29 protein-coding genes and 1 other RNA gene are annotated in these 25,327 nt (G+C 28.4%); 27 read left to right on the top strand and 3 right to left on the bottom strand.

The features are described 5' to 3' along the window. Positions 1–35: 35 nt before the first annotated feature. The 24 genes from nusB (at position 36) to rnpB (ending at position 20,271) form a co-directional block, all read left to right on the top strand. Positions 36–449: a transcription antitermination factor NusB gene (nusB, locus tag GKG00_RS03490; protein WP_094205749.1), complete on the top strand. Its 414-nt coding sequence runs from the start codon at positions 36–38 to the stop codon at positions 447–449. After that, on the top strand, positions 436–1,770 hold the full coding sequence (xseA, locus tag GKG00_RS03485) for an exodeoxyribonuclease VII large subunit (RefSeq protein WP_154254277.1): 1,335 nt from the start codon (positions 436–438) through the stop codon (positions 1,768–1,770). Before nusB ends, xseA begins: the two co-directional genes overlap by 14 nt. After that, on the top strand, positions 1,763–1,999 hold the full coding sequence (xseB, locus tag GKG00_RS03480) for an exodeoxyribonuclease VII small subunit (protein ID WP_002836523.1): 237 nt from the start codon (positions 1,763–1,765) through the stop codon (positions 1,997–1,999). The genes xseA and xseB overlap by 8 nt, the downstream gene beginning before the upstream one ends. Continuing rightward, a complete protein-coding gene (locus tag GKG00_RS03475; RefSeq protein ID WP_154254276.1) occupies positions 1,992–2,801 on the top strand; it encodes a polyprenyl synthetase family protein in 810 nt (269 codons plus the stop codon). Before xseB ends, GKG00_RS03475 begins: the two co-directional genes overlap by 8 nt. Beyond that, positions 2,764–3,561, top strand: coding sequence for a TlyA family RNA methyltransferase (locus tag GKG00_RS03470; RefSeq protein ID WP_241673645.1), 798 nt, complete (start codon positions 2,764–2,766; stop codon positions 3,559–3,561). The genes GKG00_RS03475 and GKG00_RS03470 overlap by 38 nt, the downstream gene beginning before the upstream one ends. 4 nt (positions 3,562–3,565) lie before the next feature. Then, entirely contained in the window at positions 3,566–4,018 is a 453-nt protein-coding gene (gene argR / locus GKG00_RS03465; RefSeq protein WP_002836519.1) for an arginine repressor, read from the top strand. A 4-nt stretch (positions 4,019–4,022) separates the two neighbouring features. Continuing rightward, positions 4,023–5,720, top strand: a complete 1,698-nt coding sequence (gene recN, locus GKG00_RS03460) for a DNA repair protein RecN (RefSeq protein ID WP_154254275.1) — start codon at positions 4,023–4,025, stop codon at positions 5,718–5,720. Between the two features lie 2 nt (positions 5,721–5,722). Beyond that, positions 5,723–6,259 carry an NUDIX hydrolase gene (locus GKG00_RS03455; RefSeq protein WP_094205744.1) on the top strand — a complete coding sequence of 179 codons (537 nt, stop codon included), beginning with the start codon at positions 5,723–5,725 and terminating at the stop codon, positions 6,257–6,259. Further along, on the top strand, positions 6,253–6,861 hold the full coding sequence (locus tag GKG00_RS03450) for a site-2 protease family protein (protein ID WP_094207194.1): 609 nt from the start codon (positions 6,253–6,255) through the stop codon (positions 6,859–6,861). The genes GKG00_RS03455 and GKG00_RS03450 overlap by 7 nt, the downstream gene beginning before the upstream one ends. Further along, on the top strand, positions 6,858–7,565 hold the full coding sequence (locus GKG00_RS03445) for a segregation/condensation protein A (RefSeq protein WP_094207193.1): 708 nt from the start codon (positions 6,858–6,860) through the stop codon (positions 7,563–7,565). The genes GKG00_RS03450 and GKG00_RS03445 overlap by 4 nt, the downstream gene beginning before the upstream one ends. Before the next feature lie 2 nt (positions 7,566–7,567). Beyond that, positions 7,568–8,116 (top strand): SMC-Scp complex subunit ScpB, encoded by a 549-nt coding sequence (scpB, locus tag GKG00_RS03440; RefSeq protein ID WP_154254274.1) that lies wholly within the window; start codon positions 7,568–7,570, stop codon positions 8,114–8,116. Beyond that, positions 8,103–8,831 (top strand): pseudouridine synthase, encoded by a 729-nt coding sequence (locus GKG00_RS03435; protein ID WP_154254273.1) that lies wholly within the window; start codon positions 8,103–8,105, stop codon positions 8,829–8,831. The genes scpB and GKG00_RS03435 overlap by 14 nt, the downstream gene beginning before the upstream one ends. Next, complete coding sequence (locus tag GKG00_RS03430) at positions 8,806–9,153, top strand: hypothetical protein (protein ID WP_154254272.1); 348 nt, start codon at positions 8,806–8,808, stop codon at positions 9,151–9,153. Before GKG00_RS03435 ends, GKG00_RS03430 begins: the two co-directional genes overlap by 26 nt. Continuing rightward, positions 9,143–9,682, top strand: a complete 540-nt coding sequence (locus GKG00_RS03425) for a class I SAM-dependent methyltransferase (RefSeq protein WP_154254271.1) — start codon at positions 9,143–9,145, stop codon at positions 9,680–9,682. The genes GKG00_RS03430 and GKG00_RS03425 overlap by 11 nt, the downstream gene beginning before the upstream one ends. Then, a complete protein-coding gene (locus tag GKG00_RS03420) occupies positions 9,682–10,884 on the top strand; it encodes an NAD(P)/FAD-dependent oxidoreductase (RefSeq protein ID WP_154254269.1) in 1,203 nt (400 codons plus the stop codon). Before GKG00_RS03425 ends, GKG00_RS03420 begins: the two co-directional genes overlap by 1 nt. Then, entirely contained in the window at positions 10,881–11,750 is an 870-nt protein-coding gene (gene cmk, locus GKG00_RS03415; protein ID WP_110058002.1) for a (d)CMP kinase, read from the top strand. The genes GKG00_RS03420 and cmk overlap by 4 nt, the downstream gene beginning before the upstream one ends. After that, entirely contained in the window at positions 11,740–12,309 is a 570-nt protein-coding gene (locus tag GKG00_RS03410) for a lysophospholipid acyltransferase family protein (RefSeq protein WP_154254268.1), read from the top strand. Before cmk ends, GKG00_RS03410 begins: the two co-directional genes overlap by 11 nt. After that, positions 12,309–14,336 carry a bifunctional 4-hydroxy-3-methylbut-2-enyl diphosphate reductase/30S ribosomal protein S1 gene (locus GKG00_RS03405; protein ID WP_154254266.1) on the top strand — a complete coding sequence of 676 codons (2,028 nt, stop codon included), beginning with the start codon at positions 12,309–12,311 and terminating at the stop codon, positions 14,334–14,336. Before GKG00_RS03410 ends, GKG00_RS03405 begins: the two co-directional genes overlap by 1 nt. A 113-nt stretch (positions 14,337–14,449) precedes the next feature. Next, a complete protein-coding gene (locus GKG00_RS03400) occupies positions 14,450–15,460 on the top strand; it encodes a deoxyguanosinetriphosphate triphosphohydrolase (protein ID WP_154254265.1) in 1,011 nt (336 codons plus the stop codon). A 15-nt stretch (positions 15,461–15,475) separates the two neighbouring features. Continuing rightward, a complete protein-coding gene (dnaG, locus tag GKG00_RS03395) occupies positions 15,476–17,272 on the top strand; it encodes a DNA primase (RefSeq protein WP_154254264.1) in 1,797 nt (598 codons plus the stop codon). 17 nt (positions 17,273–17,289) lie between these two features. Beyond that, positions 17,290–18,459, top strand: coding sequence for an RNA polymerase sigma factor RpoD (gene rpoD, locus GKG00_RS03390; protein ID WP_154254263.1), 1,170 nt, complete (start codon positions 17,290–17,292; stop codon positions 18,457–18,459). Position 18,460: 1 nt separating this feature from the next. Next, positions 18,461–19,153, top strand: a complete 693-nt coding sequence (locus GKG00_RS03385) for a class I SAM-dependent methyltransferase (RefSeq protein ID WP_154254262.1) — start codon at positions 18,461–18,463, stop codon at positions 19,151–19,153. Next, the gene (locus tag GKG00_RS03380; RefSeq protein WP_154254261.1) at positions 19,143–19,922 is read left to right on the top strand and encodes a Nif3-like dinuclear metal center hexameric protein; all 780 of its coding nucleotides are present in this window, start codon (positions 19,143–19,145) and stop codon (positions 19,920–19,922) included. Before GKG00_RS03385 ends, GKG00_RS03380 begins: the two co-directional genes overlap by 11 nt. Positions 19,923–19,941: 19 nt before the next feature. Beyond that, positions 19,942–20,271: RNase P RNA component class A (rnpB, locus tag GKG00_RS03375), an RNA gene on the top strand. 34 nt (positions 20,272–20,305) lie between these two features. Here the strand turns inward: rnpB and GKG00_RS03370 are convergent. From GKG00_RS03370 to fabG, 3 genes are read right to left on the bottom strand one after another with little or no spacing between them, the layout of a single operon-like run. Further along, entirely contained in the window at positions 20,306–21,655 is a 1,350-nt protein-coding gene (locus GKG00_RS03370) for a HAMP domain-containing sensor histidine kinase (RefSeq protein ID WP_154254260.1), read from the bottom strand. Further along, complete coding sequence (locus GKG00_RS03365; RefSeq protein ID WP_154254259.1) at positions 21,645–22,364, bottom strand: response regulator transcription factor; 720 nt, start codon at positions 22,362–22,364, stop codon at positions 21,645–21,647. The genes GKG00_RS03370 and GKG00_RS03365 overlap by 11 nt, the downstream gene beginning before the upstream one ends. Further along, entirely contained in the window at positions 22,357–23,094 is a 738-nt protein-coding gene (gene fabG / locus GKG00_RS03360) for a 3-oxoacyl-ACP reductase FabG (RefSeq protein ID WP_154254258.1), read from the bottom strand. Before fabG ends, GKG00_RS03365 begins: the two co-directional genes overlap by 8 nt. A 116-nt stretch (positions 23,095–23,210) precedes the next feature. Between fabG and ruvC the strand changes: the two genes are divergently transcribed. The 3 genes from ruvC to ruvB are packed head-to-tail and all read left to right on the top strand — an operon-like array spanning position 23,211 to position 25,326. Next, the gene (gene ruvC / locus GKG00_RS03355; RefSeq protein WP_094208643.1) at positions 23,211–23,705 is read left to right on the top strand and encodes a crossover junction endodeoxyribonuclease RuvC; all 495 of its coding nucleotides are present in this window, start codon (positions 23,211–23,213) and stop codon (positions 23,703–23,705) included. A gap of 8 nt (positions 23,706–23,713) precedes the next feature. Next, entirely contained in the window at positions 23,714–24,310 is a 597-nt protein-coding gene (gene ruvA / locus GKG00_RS03350) for a Holliday junction branch migration protein RuvA (RefSeq protein WP_094223498.1), read from the top strand. 8 nt (positions 24,311–24,318) lie between these two features. Beyond that, a complete protein-coding gene (ruvB, locus tag GKG00_RS03345; protein WP_094205723.1) occupies positions 24,319–25,326 on the top strand; it encodes a Holliday junction branch migration DNA helicase RuvB in 1,008 nt (335 codons plus the stop codon). Position 25,327 lies beyond the last annotated feature (1 nt).

Genomic DNA, 25,327 nt, shown 5'->3' with positions numbered 1-25,327 from the left:
CCCTCTTATCAGAGGGTTATTTTCTTGGAGGAAATATGTCAAGAAGACAATCTAGAAAAAGCGCAATGCAATTAATCTATGAAATGAATATGAATGGAGATTATGATAAAAATAGAATTGAAGAATTTTGTAAATATCAGAATATTAATAAAAATGATATAGTATTTTTCAAAGAAATTGTATTAAATTTTATTGAACATATTGATGACATAGTAAATATTATAGAAAATAACACAAAACAATGGAACTTGGACAGAATTAATAAACTAGATTTATCGATTTTACAAGTTGGTGTTTGCGAAATTCTATACGTGGAAAGCACACCAGATAGTGTTGCAATTAATGAAGCCGTTGAATTAGCGAAAGAATATTCTACAGAAAAATCATACAGTTTTATCAACGGCATATTAGGCTCTGTATTAAAGAGAAAAGAAAATGCAAGTTTATAGTGTTAAAGAGATTTCTGATTATATTCAAAATACTTTGAAGAAAGATCCAATTTTATCCAATGTGTGGATAGAAGGTGAGATTTCAAATTTTAATAAAAATATTTCAGGACATGTTTATTTTAGATTAAAAGATGAAAAAGCATTGATTTCTTGTATGATTTTTAAAACAATGTCTCTTGCAAAAACTATAAACTTAAAAGATGGAGACAAAGTTCAATTAAGAGGGAGCATAACAACATATCAAGGATCAAGCACTTATCAACTTCTTGTAAAAGAATGTAAGAAAGCAGGCACTGGAGACCTTTTTCAAAAGTATTTAGAGTTAAAAGAAAAGCTTGAACGAGAAGGCTTTTTTTCGGAATCAACAAAAAAATCTATAACTAAATATCCTAAAGCTATTGGCGTGATTACATCTTCTACGGGAGCGGCCGTGAATGATATTTGTAGAACAATAAAGAGAAGATATCCTATTTGCGATATTTTGATATATCATTGTGTTGTTCAAGGAGAGCAATCGTCAGAATCTATTATACAAGGCATTAAATATATGGATGAGAAAAATCTAGATACTCTTATAGTAGGAAGAGGCGGTGGTAGTTTTGAGGATTTAAATTCATTTAATGATGAAAATCTTTTAAAAACTATTTATAATTCAAAAACCCCTATCATAAGTGCTGTTGGTCATGAAAATGACTTTATGCTTTCTGATTTTGTAGCGGATTTGAGGGCATCTACTCCAACAGCAGCTGCTGAACTAGCCACTGCTGATTTTAATGAATTAAAATATTTTTTACAAGAAAGCTACGCTAAAATTAATAGAATTTTGATAAGAAGATTTGAAGATGAAAATCAAGAATTAGAGTATTATGGTAAGCAGTTGGAATTTTTAGGTCCCAAAAACATTATTAAAGAACACATGGATAATCTTCAACTTTTGAAGGATAGCTTAAAAAAAGCTTATAGGAAGAATTTACAAGATAAATACAATGAAGAATTAAATATTTATCACAAATTAAATCTATTGAAGCCAGATAAGTTATTATCTTTAGAAATAGAAAAACTAAATAAAATTCGATTAACAATGATTAAGAATATGATCTCAAATATTAATTACAAAGAATTGATTTTAGATTCATATAAAAATAACCTATTGCATTTGAATCCTAGCACGATTTTAGAGAAGGGATATGCAAAAGTATTAAAGAATAATAAGAGTATTTCTTCTGTTGATAATGTTATGGAAAATGACAATATTGTCTTAATTATGAAAGACGGTAAACTCGATACACTTGTTCAAAATAAGGAGAAATTCAATGAATGAATATAGAGAATATGACGAAGGATTAAAAAGACTAAGTGACATTGTTGAAAAGTTGGAAGACAGAGAGCTAAGTCTTGAAGAAAATATAAAATTATACGAAGAAGGCATGAAGCTTCACAAGAGATTAAGTTCTATTTTAAAAGAACAAGAAGGCAAAATGACTTTGATTAAAGATAACAAAGAAGAAGATTTCCAGATAAACATGCTTTTAAGTGATGATAATGAATAGTAAGGAAATTATAAATTTAATAAACACTTCATTAAAAGACTTAAAATTTTCCGATGATAAAATTGGCGAAGCTATGAGATATACTCTTGTTGACGACGATGCAAAAAGATTAAGACCGCTTTTGTTTTTGTTAACTTATCAAATGTTTAATGAATCGATAACTGAATCTGTAAATTACGCTATTGCCATAGAATTAATTCACAATTATTCATTAGTGCATGATGATTTAGAATGTATGGATAATGACGAATATAGAAGAGGGAAGTTAACGGTTCATAAAAAATACGGAGAAGATATTGCAGTTTTAGTAGGGGATGCACTTTTAAATTATTCATTTGAAGTATTATCTGAATCGATTAAGAACGAAATTGACGCAAAGTGTGCAAATTATATCGTAAAGAAATCAGGTTGTTTTGGCATGATAAAAGGTCAACTTTTGGATATTGACAGTGAGATTTCTGAAAAAAATATTATTGAAATTTACGATAAAAAAACGTGTAATTTACTTAAAGCATCTACAGTATCTTCTGGAATTTTAAGTAGGGTTGACGATAATACATTATTAAAACTAGAAGATTATGCTTTTAATCTAGGAATGGCTTTTCAAATAATTGATGACATTATGGATTATGAGAATGATTTAAAAATTAACAAAAAAACTTATGTCACTATTTTTGGAAAAGATAAAGGCATTGATGATGCAAATAAGTATTCTCAAAGAGCTATAGAATGCATTAAAGATATTGATAATTCACGACCTTTAATTGAGATTACAAATAAATTATTGGACAGGAAATATTAATATGAGAATCGACTTGTATTTGTGCGAAAACAAATTTGCGTCTTCTAGAACAAAGGCAAAATCTTTGATTGAGAATGAATTGGTTTATTATAAAGGTAATCTAGTAAAGAAACCATCACTTGAGATAAATTCTGATGAAGTTGAAGTAAAAGAACATACTGAATACGTTGGGAGAGGTGCTTTAAAGCTTTTAAAAGCTTTTGAGGTATTTAACATAGGTAAGCATAATTTGTGCTTAGATATAGGCTCATCTACTGGTGGATTTACTCAGGTTTTATTAAAAAACAATGCAAAGGAAGTCTATTCTATTGATGTTGGTGATAATCAAATGGTTGATGAACTTAGACAGGATAGCAGGGTTAAATTATTCGAAAATACAAATTTTCGAAATATTAATGTAGATGAGTATCCGAAATTTGATTTGATAGTATGCGATGTATCTTTTATATCATTGAAAATGATTATTCCAAATGCCGTTAAAATGCTAAAAAATAATGGCGAAATGATATTTTTGATAAAGCCGCAGTTTGAATTAAAATCAAAAAATCATATAATTAATAATAAAAAGGAACATTTATCTATAATAAATGATATTAATAATTATCTAAATAATGAAGGATTGTATATTTCTGAGATGACACATAGTCCAATAAAAGGTAAGAGTGGAAATATAGAGTATTTAATCCATATTACGACTTTAGATAATAAAAATATAAAATTCAAGGATGTTGTGGAGACAGCATTTAATAAATTGAGGTAGAAATATGAAAAAATACACAAGGCAAAGATTAATTCTAGACTTAATAGAAGAAAATGAAATAAGAACTCAGGAAGAACTTTCTGACTATTTAGAAGCTCATGGAGTTAGAGCTACACAAGCTACTATTTCTAGAGATATAAAAGAATTAAGAATATCAAAAGTTCAAACTAGAGAAGGCGAATATCATTATGCAATAATTGACACTGTACACGATTCATTAAACGAAAGATTAGATAAGATTTTCAGATCTGCTGTGTTGACTATCAAGCATAATGAAGATATGGTAATTATTAAAACAATATCTCACACTGCAACAGTATGTGGTATGGCAATTACCAACGCTAAATTAGACAATATAGCAGGAATTTTAACAGGTAACGATACTATTTATATAACTGTTGAAGATAAATCTGGATTGGAAAAATTAGTTTCAGAAATCAAATCAATCATCAGGTAAAAAAATGTTAAATTCTCTTTATATAGAAAATTTTGCGATAATTGACAAAATCAATGTCGATTTTACAGATGGACTTAATATCATAACTGGGGAAACTGGTTCAGGAAAATCAATTTTGATAGAAGCTTTTGAACTTCTTCTAGGACAAAGATTTAACAAAAGTTTTATCAGAGATTCTTCAAAAAAAACTATTGTTGAAGCGACATTTACAATAGCTGATAATTCTAAAATTAAATTTTTAGAAGACATGGGATACAATGTTGAAGATGGAGTAATAATAATTTCAAGAATTGTAGATACTAATTTAAAAAGTATAAATAAATTAAACAATAGATCAATCACGCTTAACACACTAAATGAATTAATGAGTAAATTTGTTGACATTCATGGACAAAATGGAACTCAATCACTATTGAACAAGGATTTTTATCTAGATTTAATTGATTCTTTTGATAAGGAAGAAACTTTTAAAATCAAAACTGAGTTAAGAGGAATTCTTAACAATATTACAGAATACAAAAAAGCGTACAAGAGTTTTAATATTTCGAATGAAGAAAAGGATAGACAACTCGATATAATAAATTATCAAATTGAAGAAATATCACAAATAGATCTTGAGAACTTAGATGAAGAAGAACTTGAAAATGAGTATAATAAACTATCTAATGTTAATTTGATTAAAAATAATATCGGTGAAATATTAAACATGTATTCAGATGAAAACTACAATGAACAAGATATAAACACTATGTTTAATATTGTTTTAAGCAAAATGGACTCAATCTGTGAGTTTGATAATGAAGTGAATTCTTTTAAGCAAGATTTGGATAAGATTTATTATGAGATGGACGACTTGTTTTCAAGGATTAGTTCGTATTCATCAAGCATTTATCAAGATGAGTTTAAATTAAATGATTTAGAAAATAAAATAGCAATAATTACAAATTTAAAGAGAAAATACGGGAAATCTATTGATGATATAATTTCATTTAGAAAAGATTTGGAACGTAGACTTAAAGAACTGAATGAAATTACAGAAAATAAAAGAAAATTCAAGGACTTAATTGATTCAGACAAGAAAAAAGGGCTTGAACTATCAGATAGACTTCATAAAATTAGAAAAGAAATTGTTTCTAAATTAGAAAAATTGATTGTTCAAAATCTAAAAGATTTGAATATGAAACATGCTGATTTTCAGGTCAAATTTGAAAAGCTTTCTGATTTCAATGAAAAAGGTTATGATTCATTGGATTTTCTAATTAAAACAAATCTAGGACAAGATTTAAAACCAATGGCATCTATTGCATCTGGTGGAGAAATTTCACGTATTATGCTTGGATTTAAGTCAGTTATATCAGATTTTGAAGATATCAATACTCTTATTTTTGACGAAATTGATACTGGAATTAGTGGTAGGACGGCATTGGTAGTAGGTGAAAAACTTATTGATTTATCAAAAGATAAGCAAGTGATTTCAATAAGTCATTTACCTCAAATAGCTTCATTGAGCGATAATCACATTTTAATTGAAAAGATTGATTGTAATAACGAAACAAAATCAATTTTAAAAGTATTAACTCCTGAAGAAAAGGTAAATGAAATTTCTAGATTGATCGGTGGAATAAACATCACAGAAACTACAATTGAACAAGCAAAATTAATGATCAATCAAGCAAATGAATTAAAAAATGATAGGAGATAATTATGGATTATGAAGAAAAAACTATAAAGAGTGAAATGATATATGAGGGAAGAATTTTAAACCTCAGATTAGATACGGTTGAACTTCCAAATAGAAAATACTCCAAAAGAGAAATTGTAGAGCACGCAAACGCTGTGTGCATAATCGCAGTAAAAGATAATAAATTATTTTTCGTTAGTCAATATAGAAAAGCTATTGACCAACAACTAATGGAATTACCAGCAGGATTAATTGAACACAACGAAACACCAAAAGATGCAGCGATAAGAGAAATGAGAGAAGAAATAGGTTATAATTGCAAAAATTTAACTTATCTGTTCGATGCATATTCTTCTCCAGGTTTTAGTGATGAAAAAGTAAGTTTCTTTTTGGCTGAAGAATTATTCAGAGACGAACTAGAAGCAGATGATGACGAATTTTTAAATATAGAACTCATCGAACAAGAAAAATTAATGCAAATGATAGAGGACGGAGCTATTGTTGACGGGAAGACAATTATGGGAATTCTATATTTTTTAAGGAATGTGAGTAAATGCTAGAAACGATAAATCATTATATTATAATTATACTTGTATTACTTCCAACTATTGTTCTCCATGAACTTGCTCATGGTTATGTTGCTTACTGGATGGGTGATAATACGGCTAAAAGCATGGGTAGATTAAGCTTCAATCCTATTGATCACATTGATCCATTAGGTGCAATTAGTTTGATTTTATTCAAGTTTGGTTGGGCAAAGCCAGTTCCAATTAACTCATACAATTTTAGGAACAGACATTTAGGGATGTTCTTGGTTTCAATTGCAGGAGTTACAGTAAATTTAATTTTAGGACTTATATTTTCGTTTTTATATGTTAAATTTTCTCATGTAAATCCTGTAGTATCAGAAATTTTGAGTTTATTTATTGTATACAATGTGTATTTTGCTGTATTTAACTTAATACCCGTTCCACCTTTAGATGGTTCTAAGGTTATAACTGCTTTTTTCCCAGGAAAATTTTTAGATTTTATGGCAAAATATGAAAAATACACTTATTTTATATTGCTTATATTAATATTTTCAGGTGTGTTGGGTAAAGTTTTAACGCCTATAACATCATTTATAATTGATAAGTTTTTAAGGTTAGCAATTGCACTATGAGTTTAATTATTGAAACTGAAGAATTCAACGGTCCAATGGATCTTTTATTAAATTTGGTTGAAAAAGAAAAAATTGATATAGAAAATGTTGATTTAGCAAAAATTACAAATAAATTCATTGAAGAAGTTGAGAATTTGAAAAATCATTCTACTAAAGATTTGACTGATTTCATTTACTTAGCTTCTACTTTGTTATATATAAAATCAAAAAAATTATTACCCAAAAATGATTTTGATGAAGATGATCAGATAGATGAAGATTTAATTAAACAACGATTAATAGAATATAAAAAATTTAAAGAAATCTCTAAACAATTGATTGAATTAGAAAACATCTCATCGAAACATTTTAGAAAAATTCAAGAGGATTTATCGGTTTATCAATCTGAAAAAGAAAATTTGATTGTTCCTGACATTAATTTATTATCTGAAACTTTGTTAGAAATATTAAATAAGGTAGATAATAGAATTGTCATTGAAGAAACAGAAATTATAGAAGCAGAAGAATATAAGATTGAAGATTGTATTGAAGATATATTGTGGAAGGTAGAAAAAAATAACAAATATAGTTTTTCATATTTTTTATCCAAAAAGACCAATAGAAATGAAGTTATATCTGTTTTTTTAGCTTTACTAGAATTATTAAAATCAAACATACTAAAAGTTGTAAAAAATGAGGGTAATACGGAAATATTAATGAGGTAATTATGGAAGATAAAATTATTCGAAATAAAATTGAATCTTTACTTTTCTTATGGGGTGAACCATTAGATATTTCTTCAATATCTGAAGCTATAAACCTTGGCAAAAAAGAAACTAGAAATATGCTCGATGATTTAATTAAAGAATACGAATATAGAAACACTTCTCTGGAAATCAGATGCATCAACGATAGCTACCAAATTCAAACGAAAAAAGAATACTACGAATTTTTAAAAGAAATTTTTGTGAAAAATAAAAATACAAGATTAACTAATACCACCATGGAAGTTTTATCGATTATAGCTTACAGACAACCAATAACAAGAATTGAAATTGATGAAATAAGGGGAGTAAAATCTAGTTCATCAATTGACACTTTAACTAAAAAAAATCTAATAAAAGAAGTCGGAAGACTCGATAAAATCGGAAAACCTATATTATACGGAACTACAGATGAGTTCTTGTATTATTTTAATATTAATTCTTTGGAAGATCTTCCTAAATTAAACGAAATAGAAAAACTTATTAAGGAAAAAGAAAATGAGAATAAATAAGTTAATCGCGCAAAGTGGATATTGTTCTAGAAGAAAGGCTGATGAACTAATCAAAAACTCAAAAGTTTGTGTCAACGGGACAATACTTTTAGATTTATCGTATCAAGTAAATGATGGTGACATTGTTGAAGTTGAAGGTAAGAAAATTAGAAAAAAAGAAGAAAAAGTTTATATTGCTATCAATAAACCTGTTGGATATACTTCAACAGTTAAGGATAAATTCGCTAATAAAAAAGTTGTTGATTTAATTAAATCTAATACAAGGGTTTATCCAGTTGGTCGTTTGGATAAGGATTCTCATGGATTATTAATATTAACGAATGATGGTGATTTAACTTATGAATTAACTCATCCTAAATTTGAGCATAAAAAAGTTTACGAGGTTTTAGTTAAAGGTAAACCAACCAAAAACAAAATACAAGAATTAAAAAATGGAATAATATTAGATGGTTATAAATTAAAAAAATCAAATATAGAATTTATTGCCAATGTAAAAGACAATACAAAATACATGGTAACTATTTATGAGGGTAGGAACAGACAAATTAGAAGAATGTTTGATTATATAAATCATCCGGTTTTAGATTTAAAAAGAGTTCAAATTGGTAATTACAAAATGGAAGATAATTTAAAAAGTGGAGAATATGTATTGTTAAAAGGCAAAGATTTGGATTTAATAAGAGGTAAATATGATAGAAGTAAGACTTGCAAATAACAAAGACGAAAAAATTTTAAAAAAATTTAACCTAAAGATGGAAGAAATCGTGGGGAATTTTTGCTTTATATATATTGCCGACTTAAAACCAAAAGGATATTCTCTGATTACGACAGAAGGCACAAGAGCGAATATTTCAGATTTTAAATTAGAAGAGGATGATTCAAGTAAGTTATTTTTCTTAAAAAGCATAGGAATGAATTTGAGAGATTTTGGTATTGAAGAGTTTTATGATAACAATGGCTTAGTAAAATCATTTTTTTCAAATCAGGGTAAGATAGACTTTAATTTACTTTTTAGAGGAAGTTGCAATGATTTATAATAACACGAAAATATTAGTTGATTCATTGATGAAGGATAAAGTTCCGACTTCAAAAATTTGTTTAGATATGACATTTGGAAACGGGAATGATTCATACAAAATGCTATCTATAAACGAAAATATAGAAGTTTATGCGTTTGATATTCAAAAAAGTTGTATCGATAATGCTAGAAAAATTGATAATTTAAAAGTTATTAATGATTCTCATCTAAATTTTGACAAATATATTAATCAGAAAATTGATTTTGTGGTGTTTAATTTGGGATACCTTCCAGGTGGAGATAAAAAAATAACTACTGATTATGATACTATAATTAAAACTTTAGAAAAACTTTTGAAAGTACTAAGCACAGAAGGTCAAGTTGTTATTACTTTCTATCCTGGACACAAGCCAGGACTTGAAGAAAGTATAAACATAATCGCATATCTTCAAAAATTAAACCAAAAAGAATTCAACGTTATTAGATACGATTTTATAAATCAAATAAACAATCCCCCTTTTGTTTGCTTAATTGAAAGGATTAAATAATGAATGTAGCGATAATAGGAGCAGGTGCAGCAGGATTAATGGCTGCAAGCTTCATTAAAGATGAATATGAAATTCATATTTTTGATCATAATGAAAAAATAGGTAAGAAATTGTTCATTACCGGGAAAGGAAGATGCAACATTACCAATTCATGTGATATACAAGAATTAATTGAAAATATTAATACAAATAAATATTTTTGTTACAGCCCATTTTATGACTTTACTAACGAACAAGTCATAAATTTTTTTAATTCAAATGGTCTTAAAACAAAAGTAGAACGTGGAAATAGAGTTTTTCCAAAGAGTGATAAATCATCAGATGTGATAAAAGTATTTGAAAAAATTTTGAAAGATAAGAATGTAAACTTACACTTAAATGAAAAGGTGAATAAAATCTATAAATCGAACAAATTTTATCTTACTACAAGTACTAATGAATATGCATTTGATAAAGTAATCATAGCATGTGGTGGCAAATCATATCCAAATACAGGCTCAGATGGATCACTTTACAATCAAATAATTAAGCTAGGTCACACTATTCATGAAATGAAGCCTGGTTTAAGTGCAATTATTTTAAAAGAAAATGTAGAAGAATTAGAAGGTGTTAGTCTTAAAAACGTCGGATTAAAATGTTATTTGAATAAGAAATTGATATTCAATGATATAGGTGAAATGATTTTTACAAGAAAAGGAATTTCAGGTCCCTTAGTACTTACTTTATCAAGTATATTGTGCAATAAAAATGGTGACATTAAAATATCGATAGATTTGAAACCAGGATTGACAGATCAAAAACTTGATGATAGGATTTTAAGAGATTTCAGCGAAAATCAAAACAAAACCATTGAAAATGCCATAAGTAAAATAACGATAAAAAAATTGATACTCCCAATTTTAAAATCTGCAAATATAAATCCAAATAAAAAGGTAAATGAAATAACAAAATCTGAACGTGATAATTTAAGAAGAACTTTGAAAAGTTTCGATTTTACTTATGTATCAAATGAAAAGCTTGATTACGCAATTATTAGTGTTGGAGGGGTCGATGTAAATGAGATTGATCCAAGCACAATGGAATCTAAACTTGTAAAAGATTTGTATTTTTGTGGAGAAATTATTGATGTTGATGGTTTTACAGGAGGATTTAACTTACAATTTGCTTTTTCAACGGGTTATTTAGCGGGGATAAATATATGAAAAAAATCAAATACGAAAACGAATCAAAACTTTATGATGATATTAATGAATATATCAAAGACAAAAATTTTGACATATTATTGATATCGACGCCTAGAGTTATGAAAGAAATTTTCGACGATAGATTAATTAAAACAAATAAAAATATTTTGATCTCATCAAGAATGCTCAGAAAAAATGACGATGATAATGTTTATATTGAATTGATTAATAATGACGTATATTCTGTTACTGTTGATGGACCAAGTGGATCTGGCAAATCAACAGTTTGTAAATTAATCTCAAATATATTAAACATTGAGTATTTGGATACGGGATCAATGTATCGTTCTCTTGCTTATTTTTGTTTGAAGAAAAATATAAATTTGGAAGACGAAGAAGCGGTCATGCATGTATTGAACAATTTGGACATAACATTTGAATCATCTAAGATTAAAGTTGATGGCGAATTCTTGCGAGATAAAATAAGAACTAATGATGTATCTATGACAGCATCAAAAGTTTCAACATATTATTCTGTAAGAGAAAGATTAGTTGAAATTCAAAGACAGATTGCGAGCAACAAAGCGATTATTATTGATGGAAGAGATGCTGGTACTAACATACTAAAGAACGCTGATTACAAGTTTTATTTGGATGCATCACCCGAAGTTAGAGCCAAAAGAAGATTTAACGAACAAAAAGACGATTCATCTTATGAAACGATTCTAAAAGACATAAAATTAAGAGATGAACAGGATAAAAATAGAAAATATGCTCCTTTGAAACGAGCCGAAGATGCTGTTTATATAAATTCTGATGATATGAATATTGATGAAGTTGTTGAAAAAATAATAGAGATAATTAGAGGTAGAAATGTTTTATAGATTTGCAAGATTTTTATTGAAAATAGTATTTAAAATAAGATACAAATTAGTTGTTCATGGAAATACGAAACTTCCTGAAACTCCTTTAATTATTTGTGCAAATCACATAAATTTATGGGATCCAATTTTATTAGCGATAATTTTTGAGAGACCCATACGATTTATGGCAAAAAAAGAATTATTTGATAATAAATTTCTAGGTTTTTTACTAAACAAGTTTGGAGCTTTTCCGGTTGATAGAGATAATGTAAATATTAAAACGATAAAAGACGCTATCAAGCTTGTAAAAAACAATGAAGTTTTGGGAATATTTCCAGAAGGAACAAGAGTAAAAACAGTTAGTGAAGAAAATATGAAAACAGGAGTTGCTATGATTGCGTCAAGAGCAGGAGCAGATGTTATCCCAGTATTCATAAATTCTAATTATAAGTTCAGATCAAAAGTAGAAGTGTTTGTAAGAGATAAAATAGCTATATCAAGTTTTGATGATGTTTCAAAAGATAGAAGAAATAAAGCAATAACTAGAGCTATATACGAAAATATTTACAAGGTGAATTGATGAATATAATAGTACAACAAAATGCGGGATTTTGTTATGGAGTTAAAAGAGCAATAGAGATAATTGAAAATGACCCATCAAAATTAAAGTATACTTTGGGTCAGCTTATCCATAACGAACAAGAATGTAAAAGATTAGAAGCTTTGGGTATAAAACAGATAGACGATTATACTCAAGCTGAGAAAGGCTCTACGATTTTTATTAGATCTCACGGTGCAACATTAAAATTAAAAGAAGAAATAAAAAATAATGGATACAAATTAGTAGATTTAACTTGCCCATCACTATTAAAAATTTATGAAAAAATAAATAAAAAACACGAAGAAGGTTACAAAATTATTATTATTGGAGATCCAAATCATCCGGAAATTATAGCGATGAAAGGACAAGTCGAAAATAATGTTGAAGTTGTTAACTCAATTGATGAGGCAAAAAAAATAAAAGGTGAAAAATTATATGTAATTTCACAAACTACTAATTTAAAGAGGAAATTTTTGGAAATTTCTGATATAATAGTAAGAGGTAATACTAACGTTGTGATAGATAATACTATTTGTGGGGCTACAAAAAGCCGACAAATGGCTTGTTTAGAGCTTTCTAAGAATGTCGATTGTATGATTGTGATTGGTGGCTTGAATAGTTCTAACACAAATAAATTGTATGATATTGCAAAACAAAATTGCAAAAAAGTTTTAAGAATTGAAACATACAAGGATATTTGTATCGATGATAGTATTATTGAATCTAAATTATTAGGTATTACAGCTGGTGCGTCCACACCGGCTTGGATTATTGAGGAGGTTGTAAATTTAATGGATAATTACAGCAAGGATTTTATGGAACAAGTAGAAGAAAGCATGAATAAGATTTACCCAAAAGAAATCGTAAAGGGTGAAGTTATTTATGTAACAGATGATGAAGTCATGGTTAATATTGGCTATAAGGCTGATGGTATTATTAAATTAGACGAATTATCAACAGAAGAAGGTAAATTACCTAAGGATTTGTACAAACAAGGCGACGAAATCGAAGTTTACGTTATTAAGCTAGATGACGGAGAAGGAAATGTTGTACTTTCTACAAAAAGAGTTGAAGGAATTAAAAACTGGAAGAATTTAGTTTCTAGTTTTGATAATGATTCAACTGTAGAAGCAAAAGTAACACAAGTAGTAAAAGGCGGCTTAATAGCTACAATTGATAATGTAAGAGCTTTTATACCAGGTTCTCAAGTAACTACTCACTTTGTAAAAGATTTATCTAAATATGTAGGAGAAACTTTGGTATGTAAAGTTTTGAATATAGATGAAAAGAAGAGACGTTTAGTTTTATCTCACAGAGCTGTTGTAGAAGCAGAACAAAAAGAAATTGAAGATAAGGCTTGGGAAAACATAACTGTTGGTGAAATAATAACTGGTAAGGTACAAAGATTAACAGACTTTGGTGCATTTATCGATTTAGGTGGAGTAGATGGTTTACTTCATATTTCAGATATTTCTTGGAATAGAATTGAATCCCCAGAAGATGTTTTAAAAGTTGGAGATGAAATCGAAACTTTAGTTCTTAAAGCTAACAGAGAAAAGAATAGAATCTCACTTGGCTTGAAACAATTACAACAAAAACCATTTGACGCTTTCGTTGAAAACAATCACGAAGGGGATGTTATTGAAGGAGAAGTTGTAAACTTAGTTGACTTTGGTGCTTTTATTAAATTAGCTGAAGGAATTGAAGGCTTAGTTCACGTTTCTGAAATTTCAAATGAACACGTTGATAAACCATCAGATGAATTAAATATTGGTGATACAGTTAAAGTTAAAATCTTAGAAATCAATCCTGAAAAGAAAAGAATAGCTTTAAGTATGAAAGCTTTATTACCAAAACCTGAAAAACCAGAAAGAAAGCCAAGACCTAAAAAAGTTAAACCTAAAAAAGTAGAAACTAAACCAGAATCAAGTGAAGAAACTTTGATTAACAGTGATTTAGGTGCATTATTAGATTTAAAATTAAAAGAAATCGAAGAAGATAACTAAAATCTACTTTATATACAAAAGCCAAACAGGTGTTTGGCTTTTTTTAATGTATTTATGAATTATACACCGTGTTTTGGGGTATATAAAAAATATAGATTAGGGTGTGATTTAATATGAATGTAGATTTTAAATTATATGAAAATTATTATAGTGAATTTGCTACAAAATCAAATGAAGCTGCGAGAATTCAATCCGAACCAAATGATAATTTAAGAAATCCGTTTCAAATTGACAGAGATAGAATTATTCACTCAAAATCTTTTAGAAGACTTAAACATAAAACACAAGTGTACTTAAATCCTGAAAAAGACCATTACAGAACAAGGTTAACGCACACATTAGAGGTTACCCAAATAGCTAGAACTATTGCAAGGTGTTTACGTTTAAACGAAGATTTAGTAGAAGCAATAGGCTTGGGACATGATTTGGGACATACACCTTTTGGGCATGTAGGTGAAAAGATATTAGATAAACTCAATCCAAAAGGATTCAAACATTATAAACAATCCATTAATGTTGTCCAATATATTGAACATTCAAGTTCTAGAATAGGTCTTAATCTAACGAAACAAACATTAGATGGAATAGTGAATCATTCAGGTAGCAACAAGGCAAATACCTTAGAAGGGCAAATTATTAAATATTCAGATAGAATTGCCTACATTAATCACGATATTGATGATTCTATTAGATCAAATATTATAAAACATAGTGATTTACCTATAGAAATTACAGAAGAACTAGGAGATAGAGGTTCAAAAAGAATTAATTTCTTAGTAAATGATTTAGTTGAAAATAGTTTCGATAAAAATCACATTGAAATGTCTGATAAAACTTATAGACTAATGGAAGATTTGCGATCATTTATGTTTAAGAACGTATATTTTAACGACATAGTAAGAAAAGATGATAAAAAAGTAGAATATGTACTAACTAATCTATATAGTTACTATTTAGAAGATATTAGTAGATTACCAAAATCACACACAGATATTTACAATAATATTGAGTTACAAAATAAAACCAAAGATGATATAGTTACAGATTATATCGCTGGTATGACTGATTCATTTGCAAAAAGAACTTTTAAAGAAATTTTCATACCAGATTCTTGGAGCATATAAAGATAGGATGATAAGATGGGATTTATACCACAAGATAAAATAGATGAGATAAAAAGTGTTGCAGACATAGTTTCTGTAATTGGAGATTATGTTGAATTGAAAAGGGCTGGTTCAAATTATGTTGGACTATGTCCATTTCACAATGAGAAGACGCCGTCTTTTAGTGTATCGCCATCAAAAGGCATTTTTCATTGTTTTGGTTGTGGTGTTGGTGGCGATGTTATATCCTTTATAATGCAAAAAGAGGGCATGTCATATCCTGAAGCTATTAAATTTTTGGCAGATAAGTTAGGTATTTTAGTCGAAACAAATGAAGTAAATAAAGAAAAATACGAACATCGCAAAAAATTATTTGAAATTAATAATGAAGCCAAATTATTTTATTACAAAAATCTATTGATAAATGACATACCGAAGGATTATATAAAAAAAAGAAATCTTAATAATAATTTGATTAATAAGTTTATAATAGGTTACGCTGATGGGAAAAACAGTCTTTATCGTCATTTACTACAAAAAGGGTATCAAAAAGATGATATAATAGAAGTCGGCCTCATAAATCAGGACGAAAAAGGGAATGTTTATGATAAATTTCGAAATAGGTTGATGTTTCCTATTATAGATATAAGAGGCAATGTTATTGGTTTTGGTGGTAGATCTCTTGCGGATTCAAGGGCAAAATATATGAATTCTCCTCAGAGCCTAGCTTACGATAAAAGCAAGAATGTTTATGGAGTTTCTAATTTAAAAAATTCTACTAAAGTTGGGAAAATCATATTGGTAGAAGGATATATGGATGTTATCTCATTGACAAATTATGGATTTGACTATGCTATTGCTTCATTAGGTACTTCTCTAACACATGATCAAGCAAAATTAATCAAAAGATATTGTAAAAATATTTATATATGTTATGATGGTGACTCAGCAGGTCAAAACGCAACATCACGTGCTATAGAAATATTTAAAGAGCAGGATATTAGTCCTAACATTATTGTCATACCTGATAATATGGATCCTGATGATTATATTAAACAATACGGAAATGAAAGTTTTAATAGGTTAATAGATAACGCAATGGATAGTGTTATTTATGAATACAAGAAAATACTTCAAAAATACGATATTAATGATGTAAAAGAAAAAATACAACTTATAGATGATTTGACAACTTTATTATCAAAATTAGATAGAGAAGTCATTAGGGATGAATATATTAAGAGATTTTCTGATGATTTAAATATAGAATATTTAAGTTTAAAAAAAGATGTCTCTAGTAAATTGAATGAAGTTAAGCCTAACATTACTTTTCATAATGAGAGAACTGATGATAAAAAAATTACAGAAAAAGATAGTATTAACAATCAGGAGAAAATAACCGCAATTGATATAATGACAATTGCTTGTTTTCATAGAGATATATATGATGATTTAAAAGAAGAATTCTTAAAATTCAAGACTAAAATCAGTTCTTATAATAATTTTATGGAGTTTGTGGATTTTTATTATTCTAAAAATAATGAAAATCAAATTGATGAAAAATCGGCTAGAGATTATTTCAAAAATGATATTCAAATGGATCGTACTATCGATTATTTATATCAAAAATCTAGAGATTCAATTAATATTAATAACATCGGAAGGGTTGTATTGGAGATTAAAAAATACCTAATGACCCAGGAAAAGGAGAATATTAAATCTCAGTTAGATCTAATGCAATCAGTAGAATTTAATGAAAAGATTAATAAAGAATATAATGAAATTTTGAATAAAATCTTAGAAATTAATAGACAAATTAAAGAGTACAAATAGTCAGAAAGGAGTTTTTTATGTCAGAAGAAAACTTGGATGTTGAACAAATAAAAAAAGAAGCATTAAATCAATTAATAGAGATAGGTAATGAGAATGATGGCATAGTAACTATCAAAGACTTCAAAAAGATTGATGATATTTCTTCTCTTGATGAAGATGATATAGAAGATATAAGAAATTTGCTAATTGAAAATAATATTGAAATTTTTGAAAGTAATGATGAAATAGAAAAGAAATCATCTTCAAAGGATGACGACAAAGACGATATCGAAGATGACGAGTCTATTGATGATGAAGAAGATGACGATATTAAGGATGACAAAAAAATCATCGAAGATGTTTCTGATATTAAAGGAATTAATGTCGACGACCCAGTAAAAATGTATTTAAAAGAAATCGGAAAAATTCCTTTGTTATCAGCTGAAGAAGAAGTTCAATTAGCGCAAGAAATGGAAAATGGATCTAAGAGAGCTAAGAAAAAGTTAGCAGAAGCAAACTTACGTTTGGTTGTAAGTATTGCTAAAAGATACGTGGGACGTGGAATGAGCTTTTTGGATTTGATTCAAGAAGGTAATCTTGGTCTTATGAAAGCAGTGGATAAATTTGACTATACTAGAGGTTTCAAGTTTTCAACATACGCTACTTGGTGGATAAGACAAGCTATTACAAGAGCGATTGCTGACCAAGCTAGAACAATAAGAATTCCTGTACACATGGTAGAAACTATTAATAGACTTGTAAGAATTGAAAGACAATTATTACAAGATTTGGGAAGAGACCCTACAAATGAAGAAATAGCAAAAGAAATGGGAATTGAAGTAGAAAAAGTTAGAGAAGTTAGAAAAATAGCTCAAGAACCTGTAAGTTTGGAAACACCTATTGGTGAAGAAGAAGATAGTCATTTAGGAGATTTTATTGAAGATGATACTGCTATCGCTCCAGATGAAGCAGCAAATTTTACTATGCTTAGAGAAGAATTAGAAGGCATTTTAAACACTTTAAATGAAAGAGAAAGAAAAGTATTAGCATTAAGATTTGGACTTGTTGATGGTACTCCTAGAACACTTGAAGAGGTTGGCAAAGACTTTGATGTCACAAGAGAAAGAATCAGACAAATAGAAGCAAAAGCTTTGAGAAAATTAAAACATCCATCTAGAAGTCAAAAATTAAAGGATTTTTTGGAATAAAATGAAAAAACGTAGGCTTGAAGAAATAATTAACTTAGTAGAAGATAATTCAATAGTTGCTGATATAGGAACAGATCATGGAATTGTTCCGTATGAATTAATAAAATCAAATAAAGCAAAGAAAGTTATCGCATCTGATATTAGTGAAAAATCATTAGATAAATTAAGAGAAAAACTAGATTATCTTGATGAACCTGAAAAAATAATACTAAATGTATCCGATGGCTTGGATAACCTTAACGAGTATCAAGTTGACACGATAATAATTTCAGGAATGGGAGGAAATTTAATCGTTGATATATTGAACAAAAATATCGATGTAGCTAAAAGTGCAAACTGCTTAATCCTAGGAGCAAATAATTCGCTTTCAGTACTAAGAAAATTTTTACATGATAATTCTTTTGAAATTGTCGAAGAAGTTGATTTGTTTGAAAATGACAAATATTATCAAATAATTAAAGTTAAAGTCGGTAAGCAATTATTTTTAAATGAATATGAGTATGAATTTGGAAAGTTTTTAATAGATAATAAATCTGAAAATTTGAAGCAATATATACAACAGCAGGTAGATAATAAAAAAACAATATTGTCGAATATATCAGAAAAAGACTCTGATAATGTAAAAAATGCTATTGATAATATTAATGTCGAAATAAAAGAACTTGAGAAAGTGTTTAATAAAATTGAAGCTTAAAGATTTTATAACTTGGTATGAAAAATTAGTTCCTTTAGAACTTCAGGAAGACTTTGACAATAGTGGTATTCAATTTGGTAATTTAAATAGAGAAATAAATAAGATTTTGATTTCCTTAGATTTAGATGATAATTGTCTGAATAGAGCTATTAGAGAAAAATATGATTTGATATTTACACATCATCCAGTTATTTTTCATCCATTAAAAAATATTATAGAACAAAAAAATAGTGTAAATACACGATTAATTAGTGCGATAAAAAATGAAATTTGTATTTATTCTTCGCATACCAACTTAGATAGTGTCGAATTTGGAGTAAGTGATGCGCTAGCTAAACAATTAGGCTTGACTAATACTAAAATTTTAGATTCTCATAAAAACAATACCGGATATGGAAAATATTCTGATATTGAAGAGGATTTTGCAGAGAATTTTATTTGTGATTTGAAAAATAAATTAAATCTTGAAAGTGTAATTGTATACGGTAATACAAATCGAAAGATTAAAAGAATAGCGGTGCTAGGCGGAAGTGGTGGCCACTTCATTGAAAATTGTATTGATACTAATTGTGATGTATTTGTATCTTCTGAATTTAAACACGATGAACAGATAGATGCACAAGATAACAATCTTATACTAATAGATATTGGCCACTATGAATCAGAAAAATTTATTCTTGAACCGTTAAGACAAACTATTCAAAAATCTTTTCCAGATATCAAAATAGATGTTCATTATTTAAAAAAACCAACTAGAAAAATTTTCTAATTATGTTATAATGTTATGGTGACTAAATCAGATAATCGCATGAATTCATGAGGAAAGTCCGTGCACTATAGAGCGAGGATGCTGGATAACGTCCAGTGGGGGCGACCCTAAGGCTAGTGCAACAGAGATATACCGCCATTTATTGGTAAGGGTGGAAAGGTAGGGTAAGAGCCTACCAGCATAAAGGTGACTTTATGGCTATGTAAACCCCATTCAGTGCAAAATCAAATAGGAATAAAGACGGCTGCTCGTCGTCTCCGGTAGGTAGATTGCTTGAACTAATTGGTAACAATTAGTCTAGATAGATGATTATCAAATACAGAACACGGCTTATAGATTTGGTCATAAAAAAAGATTGGTAGCATTATTGTTACCAATCTTTTTTATTTTACAATTATATCGTCATCAAAAGAAATCATCATAACTGTACCTAAGTTTAGTTTTGAATTAACTGATATATCAGCTCCGATTATATCAGCGTAGTTTTTTACAATTGACAAACCTAACCCGTAACCATTTTCTTTTGTGTTTCTACAATCATCAACTCTGTAAAATCTTTCGAAAATTTTAGGCTTATTTTCTTCACTAATTCCTACTCCAGTATCTTTTACTGAGATAACAATTTTTCTGTTGATATGTCTAGCTCTTAATAATACTGAATCTTTTGTTTGACACGCTTTAAGTGCATTAGATAATAAGTTGATAATTATATTAGCTAACTTTTCTTTGTCAGTATGGATATCCAGATCCTCTGATATTTCCATATCAAATAAAACTCCTGCTTTATCATATTGTGTTTTCATAGATTTAAATATTTCATGTAAAAATTCAGTTAGATTAAAATCTGTAGGATTATATATAGTTTCTGGAGTTGATTTTTTAAATGTATTATTTAGCTGATTAATTAAGCTAGTCAATCTATCAATTTCTATAAGAAGAGTACTTACATTTTGTTCATTAGGTTCCATAATGCCGTCTTGAATCAATTCTAAATTTAACCTTAAATTAGTTAAAGGGGTTCTCAATTCATGACTAATATTTTGTGCATATTGTTTTCGATTAAATTCTTGAGATTTTAAAGAATTTGCCATGTAATTGATATTTTGGGATAATTGATTTACTTCAACTATATTACTTTTTATAATTGGTAGAATGTAGTTTTGTTTTCTTATATTGACGGTAGCTTGAGTCAATTCTTCAATAGGGTTGGTCACCTTTCTTGAAAGGAAAATTGATATTATCAAACTTGTAAAGTATGATAAAAATGTGGATAAAATTATTAATCTTAATAAGTTTGTTATGAACACTTCTCCTCTTTGTTTGAAATTATTATTAATCCTATAAATATATTTGATATGACCTATTTTTTTGTTGTTTTCATCGTATACATCTTTTACTATAGTGTTATAAAGTGGAGTTTTCTTAGCTAATTCGAATCCTTCTTTAAAAGAATATAATTCCTTATCGTTATTGTCATAAAAAATAACATCAAGATCTAACTCGCTCAAATACCACATGTACTTATCAATACTTTTTATGCTCAGTCCTTGTTGTTGATCTAAAAATAAGTTTTTAGTTAGCTGTTCAATTTTGTTTCGTCTGTTTAGTTCTTCATTGTCAACAAAATTTTTGAATGATAATTGAAAAATGAATACCGCAATAAATGACAATAACATGATAGGAAATATAATAGCTCTTAAAAACTCATATAATATTTCCGACTTAAGCTTCATCGTATACACCTAACTTATAGCCGACGCCATAAATTGTTTTAATATAACGAGGTTTTTTTGGATTATCTTCAATTTTATGTCTAATATTTTTAATGTGAGTATCTATAGCTCTGTCAAACGCCTCATAATCATAACCAAATGATAATTCTATTATTTCATCTCTCGTAAATATTTTATTAGGATTCGAAAATAAAGTTTTGATTATTTGAAATTCATTGCTAGTGAGATTTATGCTTTCTCCATCTTTGATAAATGTGTTATCATCAAAAGAAATACTTACACGTCCATTATCAAAATAAATTTTTTCTGATTTTGGAAGGCCAAGCTTTTCAACTCTTCTGAGAATAGTTTTTACTTTTTGGACTAAGATTTTTAAACTGAATGGTTTAGTAATATAATCGTCAGCTCCAAGTTTTAAACCTTCTAATATTTCGGATTCATCTATTTTAGCTGTAACCATTATTACTGGTGTTTCAGTTCTTGATCTAATTATTTCCATTACTTTTTCACCACTAATTTTTGGCAACATTAAGTCTAAAATAATTAATGAATAATCAGTTGTATTAATCATATCAATTGCTTCTTGTCCATCAAATGCTTGATCAACTTCAAATCCTTCAACTTCTAGGTATTTTTTTTCTGCGTTTGATATGCTTTTCTCATCTTCAACTATTAAAATTTTTATATCGGTCAAATTTTCTTTAAACAATTACAAAACCTCCATTTGGACTTAATATTTGTCCAGTCATAAATGAATTTTTATCAGATATTAAAAATTCTACAAGATTTGCAATATCTTCAGGTGTTCCAAGTCTTCCCATAGGAGTGTCTTCTATAACGTAATCTAAATCATTACTTGAGATATTGTCTAACATAGGTGTATCTATAGCTCCGGGTGCGATTGCATTTATTTTAATGTTGCTGTATCCAAATTCCTTAGCTAAAGATTTTGTAAGACCAATTATTGCAGCTTTTGTTGCGGAGTAACAAGATTCCATAGAACCACCGATCATTCCCCAAATTGAAGAAATATTAATAATATTTCCTTCCTTGTTATCTAACATATCTTCCAATGCCAATTTAGACATGTGATATGTTCCGTGAACATTAACATCGAACATATTATACCAATCATCAACACTAATATCTTGGAACTGGTTAACAATAGATATTCCAGCGTTGTTAATCAATATGTCAACACATCTAAATTTATTTCTGATGAAATCGAACATTTTTTCGCATTCATCAAATTTTCTTAAATCACACTTATAAGCTATTGCATCTATGCCTTTATTTCTAATATTTTCAACGATTTGTTTTGCTTTTTCTTCATTATTAAAATAGTGCACAACGATTCTGTATTCTGGATGATTTTCTAACATTTTACAAATTCCTTCTCCAATACCACCGCTAGCACCAGTTATTAAAATTGTCTTCATTTTTTCTCCTTGTAACTGATTATATTATAACATATAGTCAAATTAACAAGTCAAAATGTTTATGATATAATATTAAAACATGTTAAAATATATTAGAGTATAGGATTTGATAATAAGTGAGAGTTTTAGGAATTGACCCTGGTATAGCAATCGTTGGATATTCTATATTGGATTATGATAATAACAAAATAAAATGTCTTGAATATGGTTGCATCACAACAAGTTCAAAATCACCATTACCTGACAGATTATCATTTATTTACAACGAGATGAACAAAATTATCGATGAATTTCAACCTGAAGATTGCGCATTTGAAGAATTGTTTTTCAATAAAAATGTAAAGACAGCAATAACTGTATCTCAAGCAAGAGGAGTAGAAATTCTAAGCTGTATCAATAAGAATTTATGTCTTTATGAATATACGCCTCTTCAAATTAAACAAGCAGTTGTAGGATATGGAAGAGCTGATAAAAGACAAGTACAAGAAACTGTTAAAACAATTTTAAAATTTAACGATATACCTAAACCTGATGATGCTGCAGATGCTGTAGCTGTGGCTTTGTGTCACATTTTTGGAAGTAAATTTAAATATCTAAATGAAATGAAATAGGAGATAATATGTATTCGTATATTATTGGAGTTATTACTGAAGTTCATGAAAATTACATAGTATTGGAAAACAACAAAATTGGTTATAAAATATTCATAACTGATTTTTTTAGGGATAATGTTAGTGCATTTGATGAATATAAAGTATATACTGAATTTGTCGAAAGAGAAGACGCAAGTATTTTGTACGGATTTTCATCTCAAAAAGAAAGAGACTTATTTAATTTGTTAACAGATGTAACATCTATTGGTCCAAAATATGCAATGAATATACTATCAACTATGACTGTTGATGAATGTAAAACCGCTATTATTACTGATGATATTAAACTTCTAACACAAGCACCAGGCGTTGGCAAAAAAACAGCATCAAGGATTATTTTAGAGCTAAAAGAAAAAATCGAAAAAGATTTTGTGCCATCAGAAAAACCTGTTAACAAAGAAGTGAAAAAATCAAGTGATTCAGAATTTGCAAGAGAAGCATTATTACAACTTGGTTATTTTAAAAATGATGTGGATGCATTTATCGAAAACACTGATATTTCAGGATTATCAATTGAAGATATAATGAAAAAAGCAATGAAAAGCTTGGACAGTAGTAGGTAGGTGAGAAAATGGAAGATAAAAACGATAGAATTGTTGGAGCATCTTTTACGAAAAGCGACGAAGATATTGATTTTAATTTAAGACCAAAATGGATGAGCGATTATATTGGTCAAGATAAAGTCAAGAAGAAATTGTCAATTTTTATTGAAGCTGCAAAGAATAGAAATGAACCATTGGATCACGCTCTATTATATGGACCACCTGGATTAGGTAAAACTACTTTAGCACACATTATAGCTAATGAAATGGGAGTTAACCTAAGGGTTACTAGTGGACCTGCAATCGAAAAGCCTTCTGATTTAGCAAGTATTCTTACAAATTTACAAAAAGATGATGTCTTGTTTATAGATGAAATACACAGAATTAATCGTTCTGTTGAAGAAATTTTGTATCCTGCAATGGAAGATTATGCTTTGGATATTATAGTGGGAAAAGGACCTTCTGCAAGAAGCTTACGAATAGATTTGGAGAAATTTACACTTATTGGTGCTACAACAAGATCAGGTCAATTAACAGGACCACTTCGCGATAGATTTGGTGTTCTATTAAACTTAGAACTATATGATATAGAAAGTTTGAAGAAAATAGTTACTAGATCTGCGGGTGTTTTGGGAATAGGTATTGATGAAGAAGGTGCTATGGAAATAGCAAGACGAAGTAGAGGCACTCCAAGAATCGCTAACAGGCTATTAAAAAGAGTTAGGGATTATGCAGAAGTTAGAGCAGACGGAACTATTACAAAGGAAATAAGTAATCGTGGTTTAAATTTGTTAGAAGTAGACAAATGTGGGCTAGATTATGTTGATAGAAAAATAATAATGACAATGATTAATAATTTTGATGGGGGACCTGTTGGTGTTGATACAATTGCAGCGGCAACTGGTGAAGAAAGAATTACTATTGAAGATGTTTATGAACCTTATTTGTTGCAAATAGGATTCATCAATAGAACCTCAAGAGGAAGAATTGTCACAGATAAAGCGTACAAACATTTTAATATAGTTAGAAAGAGGTGAT

It is taken from the genome of Finegoldia sp. BIOML-A1 (assembly GCF_009678325.1).
GTDB classification, from domain to species: Bacteria; Bacillota; Clostridia; order Tissierellales; family Peptoniphilaceae; genus Finegoldia; species Finegoldia magna.
The sequence above is the reverse complement of the archived record's forward strand: the minus strand, read 5'-3'. Positions and strand labels throughout refer to the sequence as shown.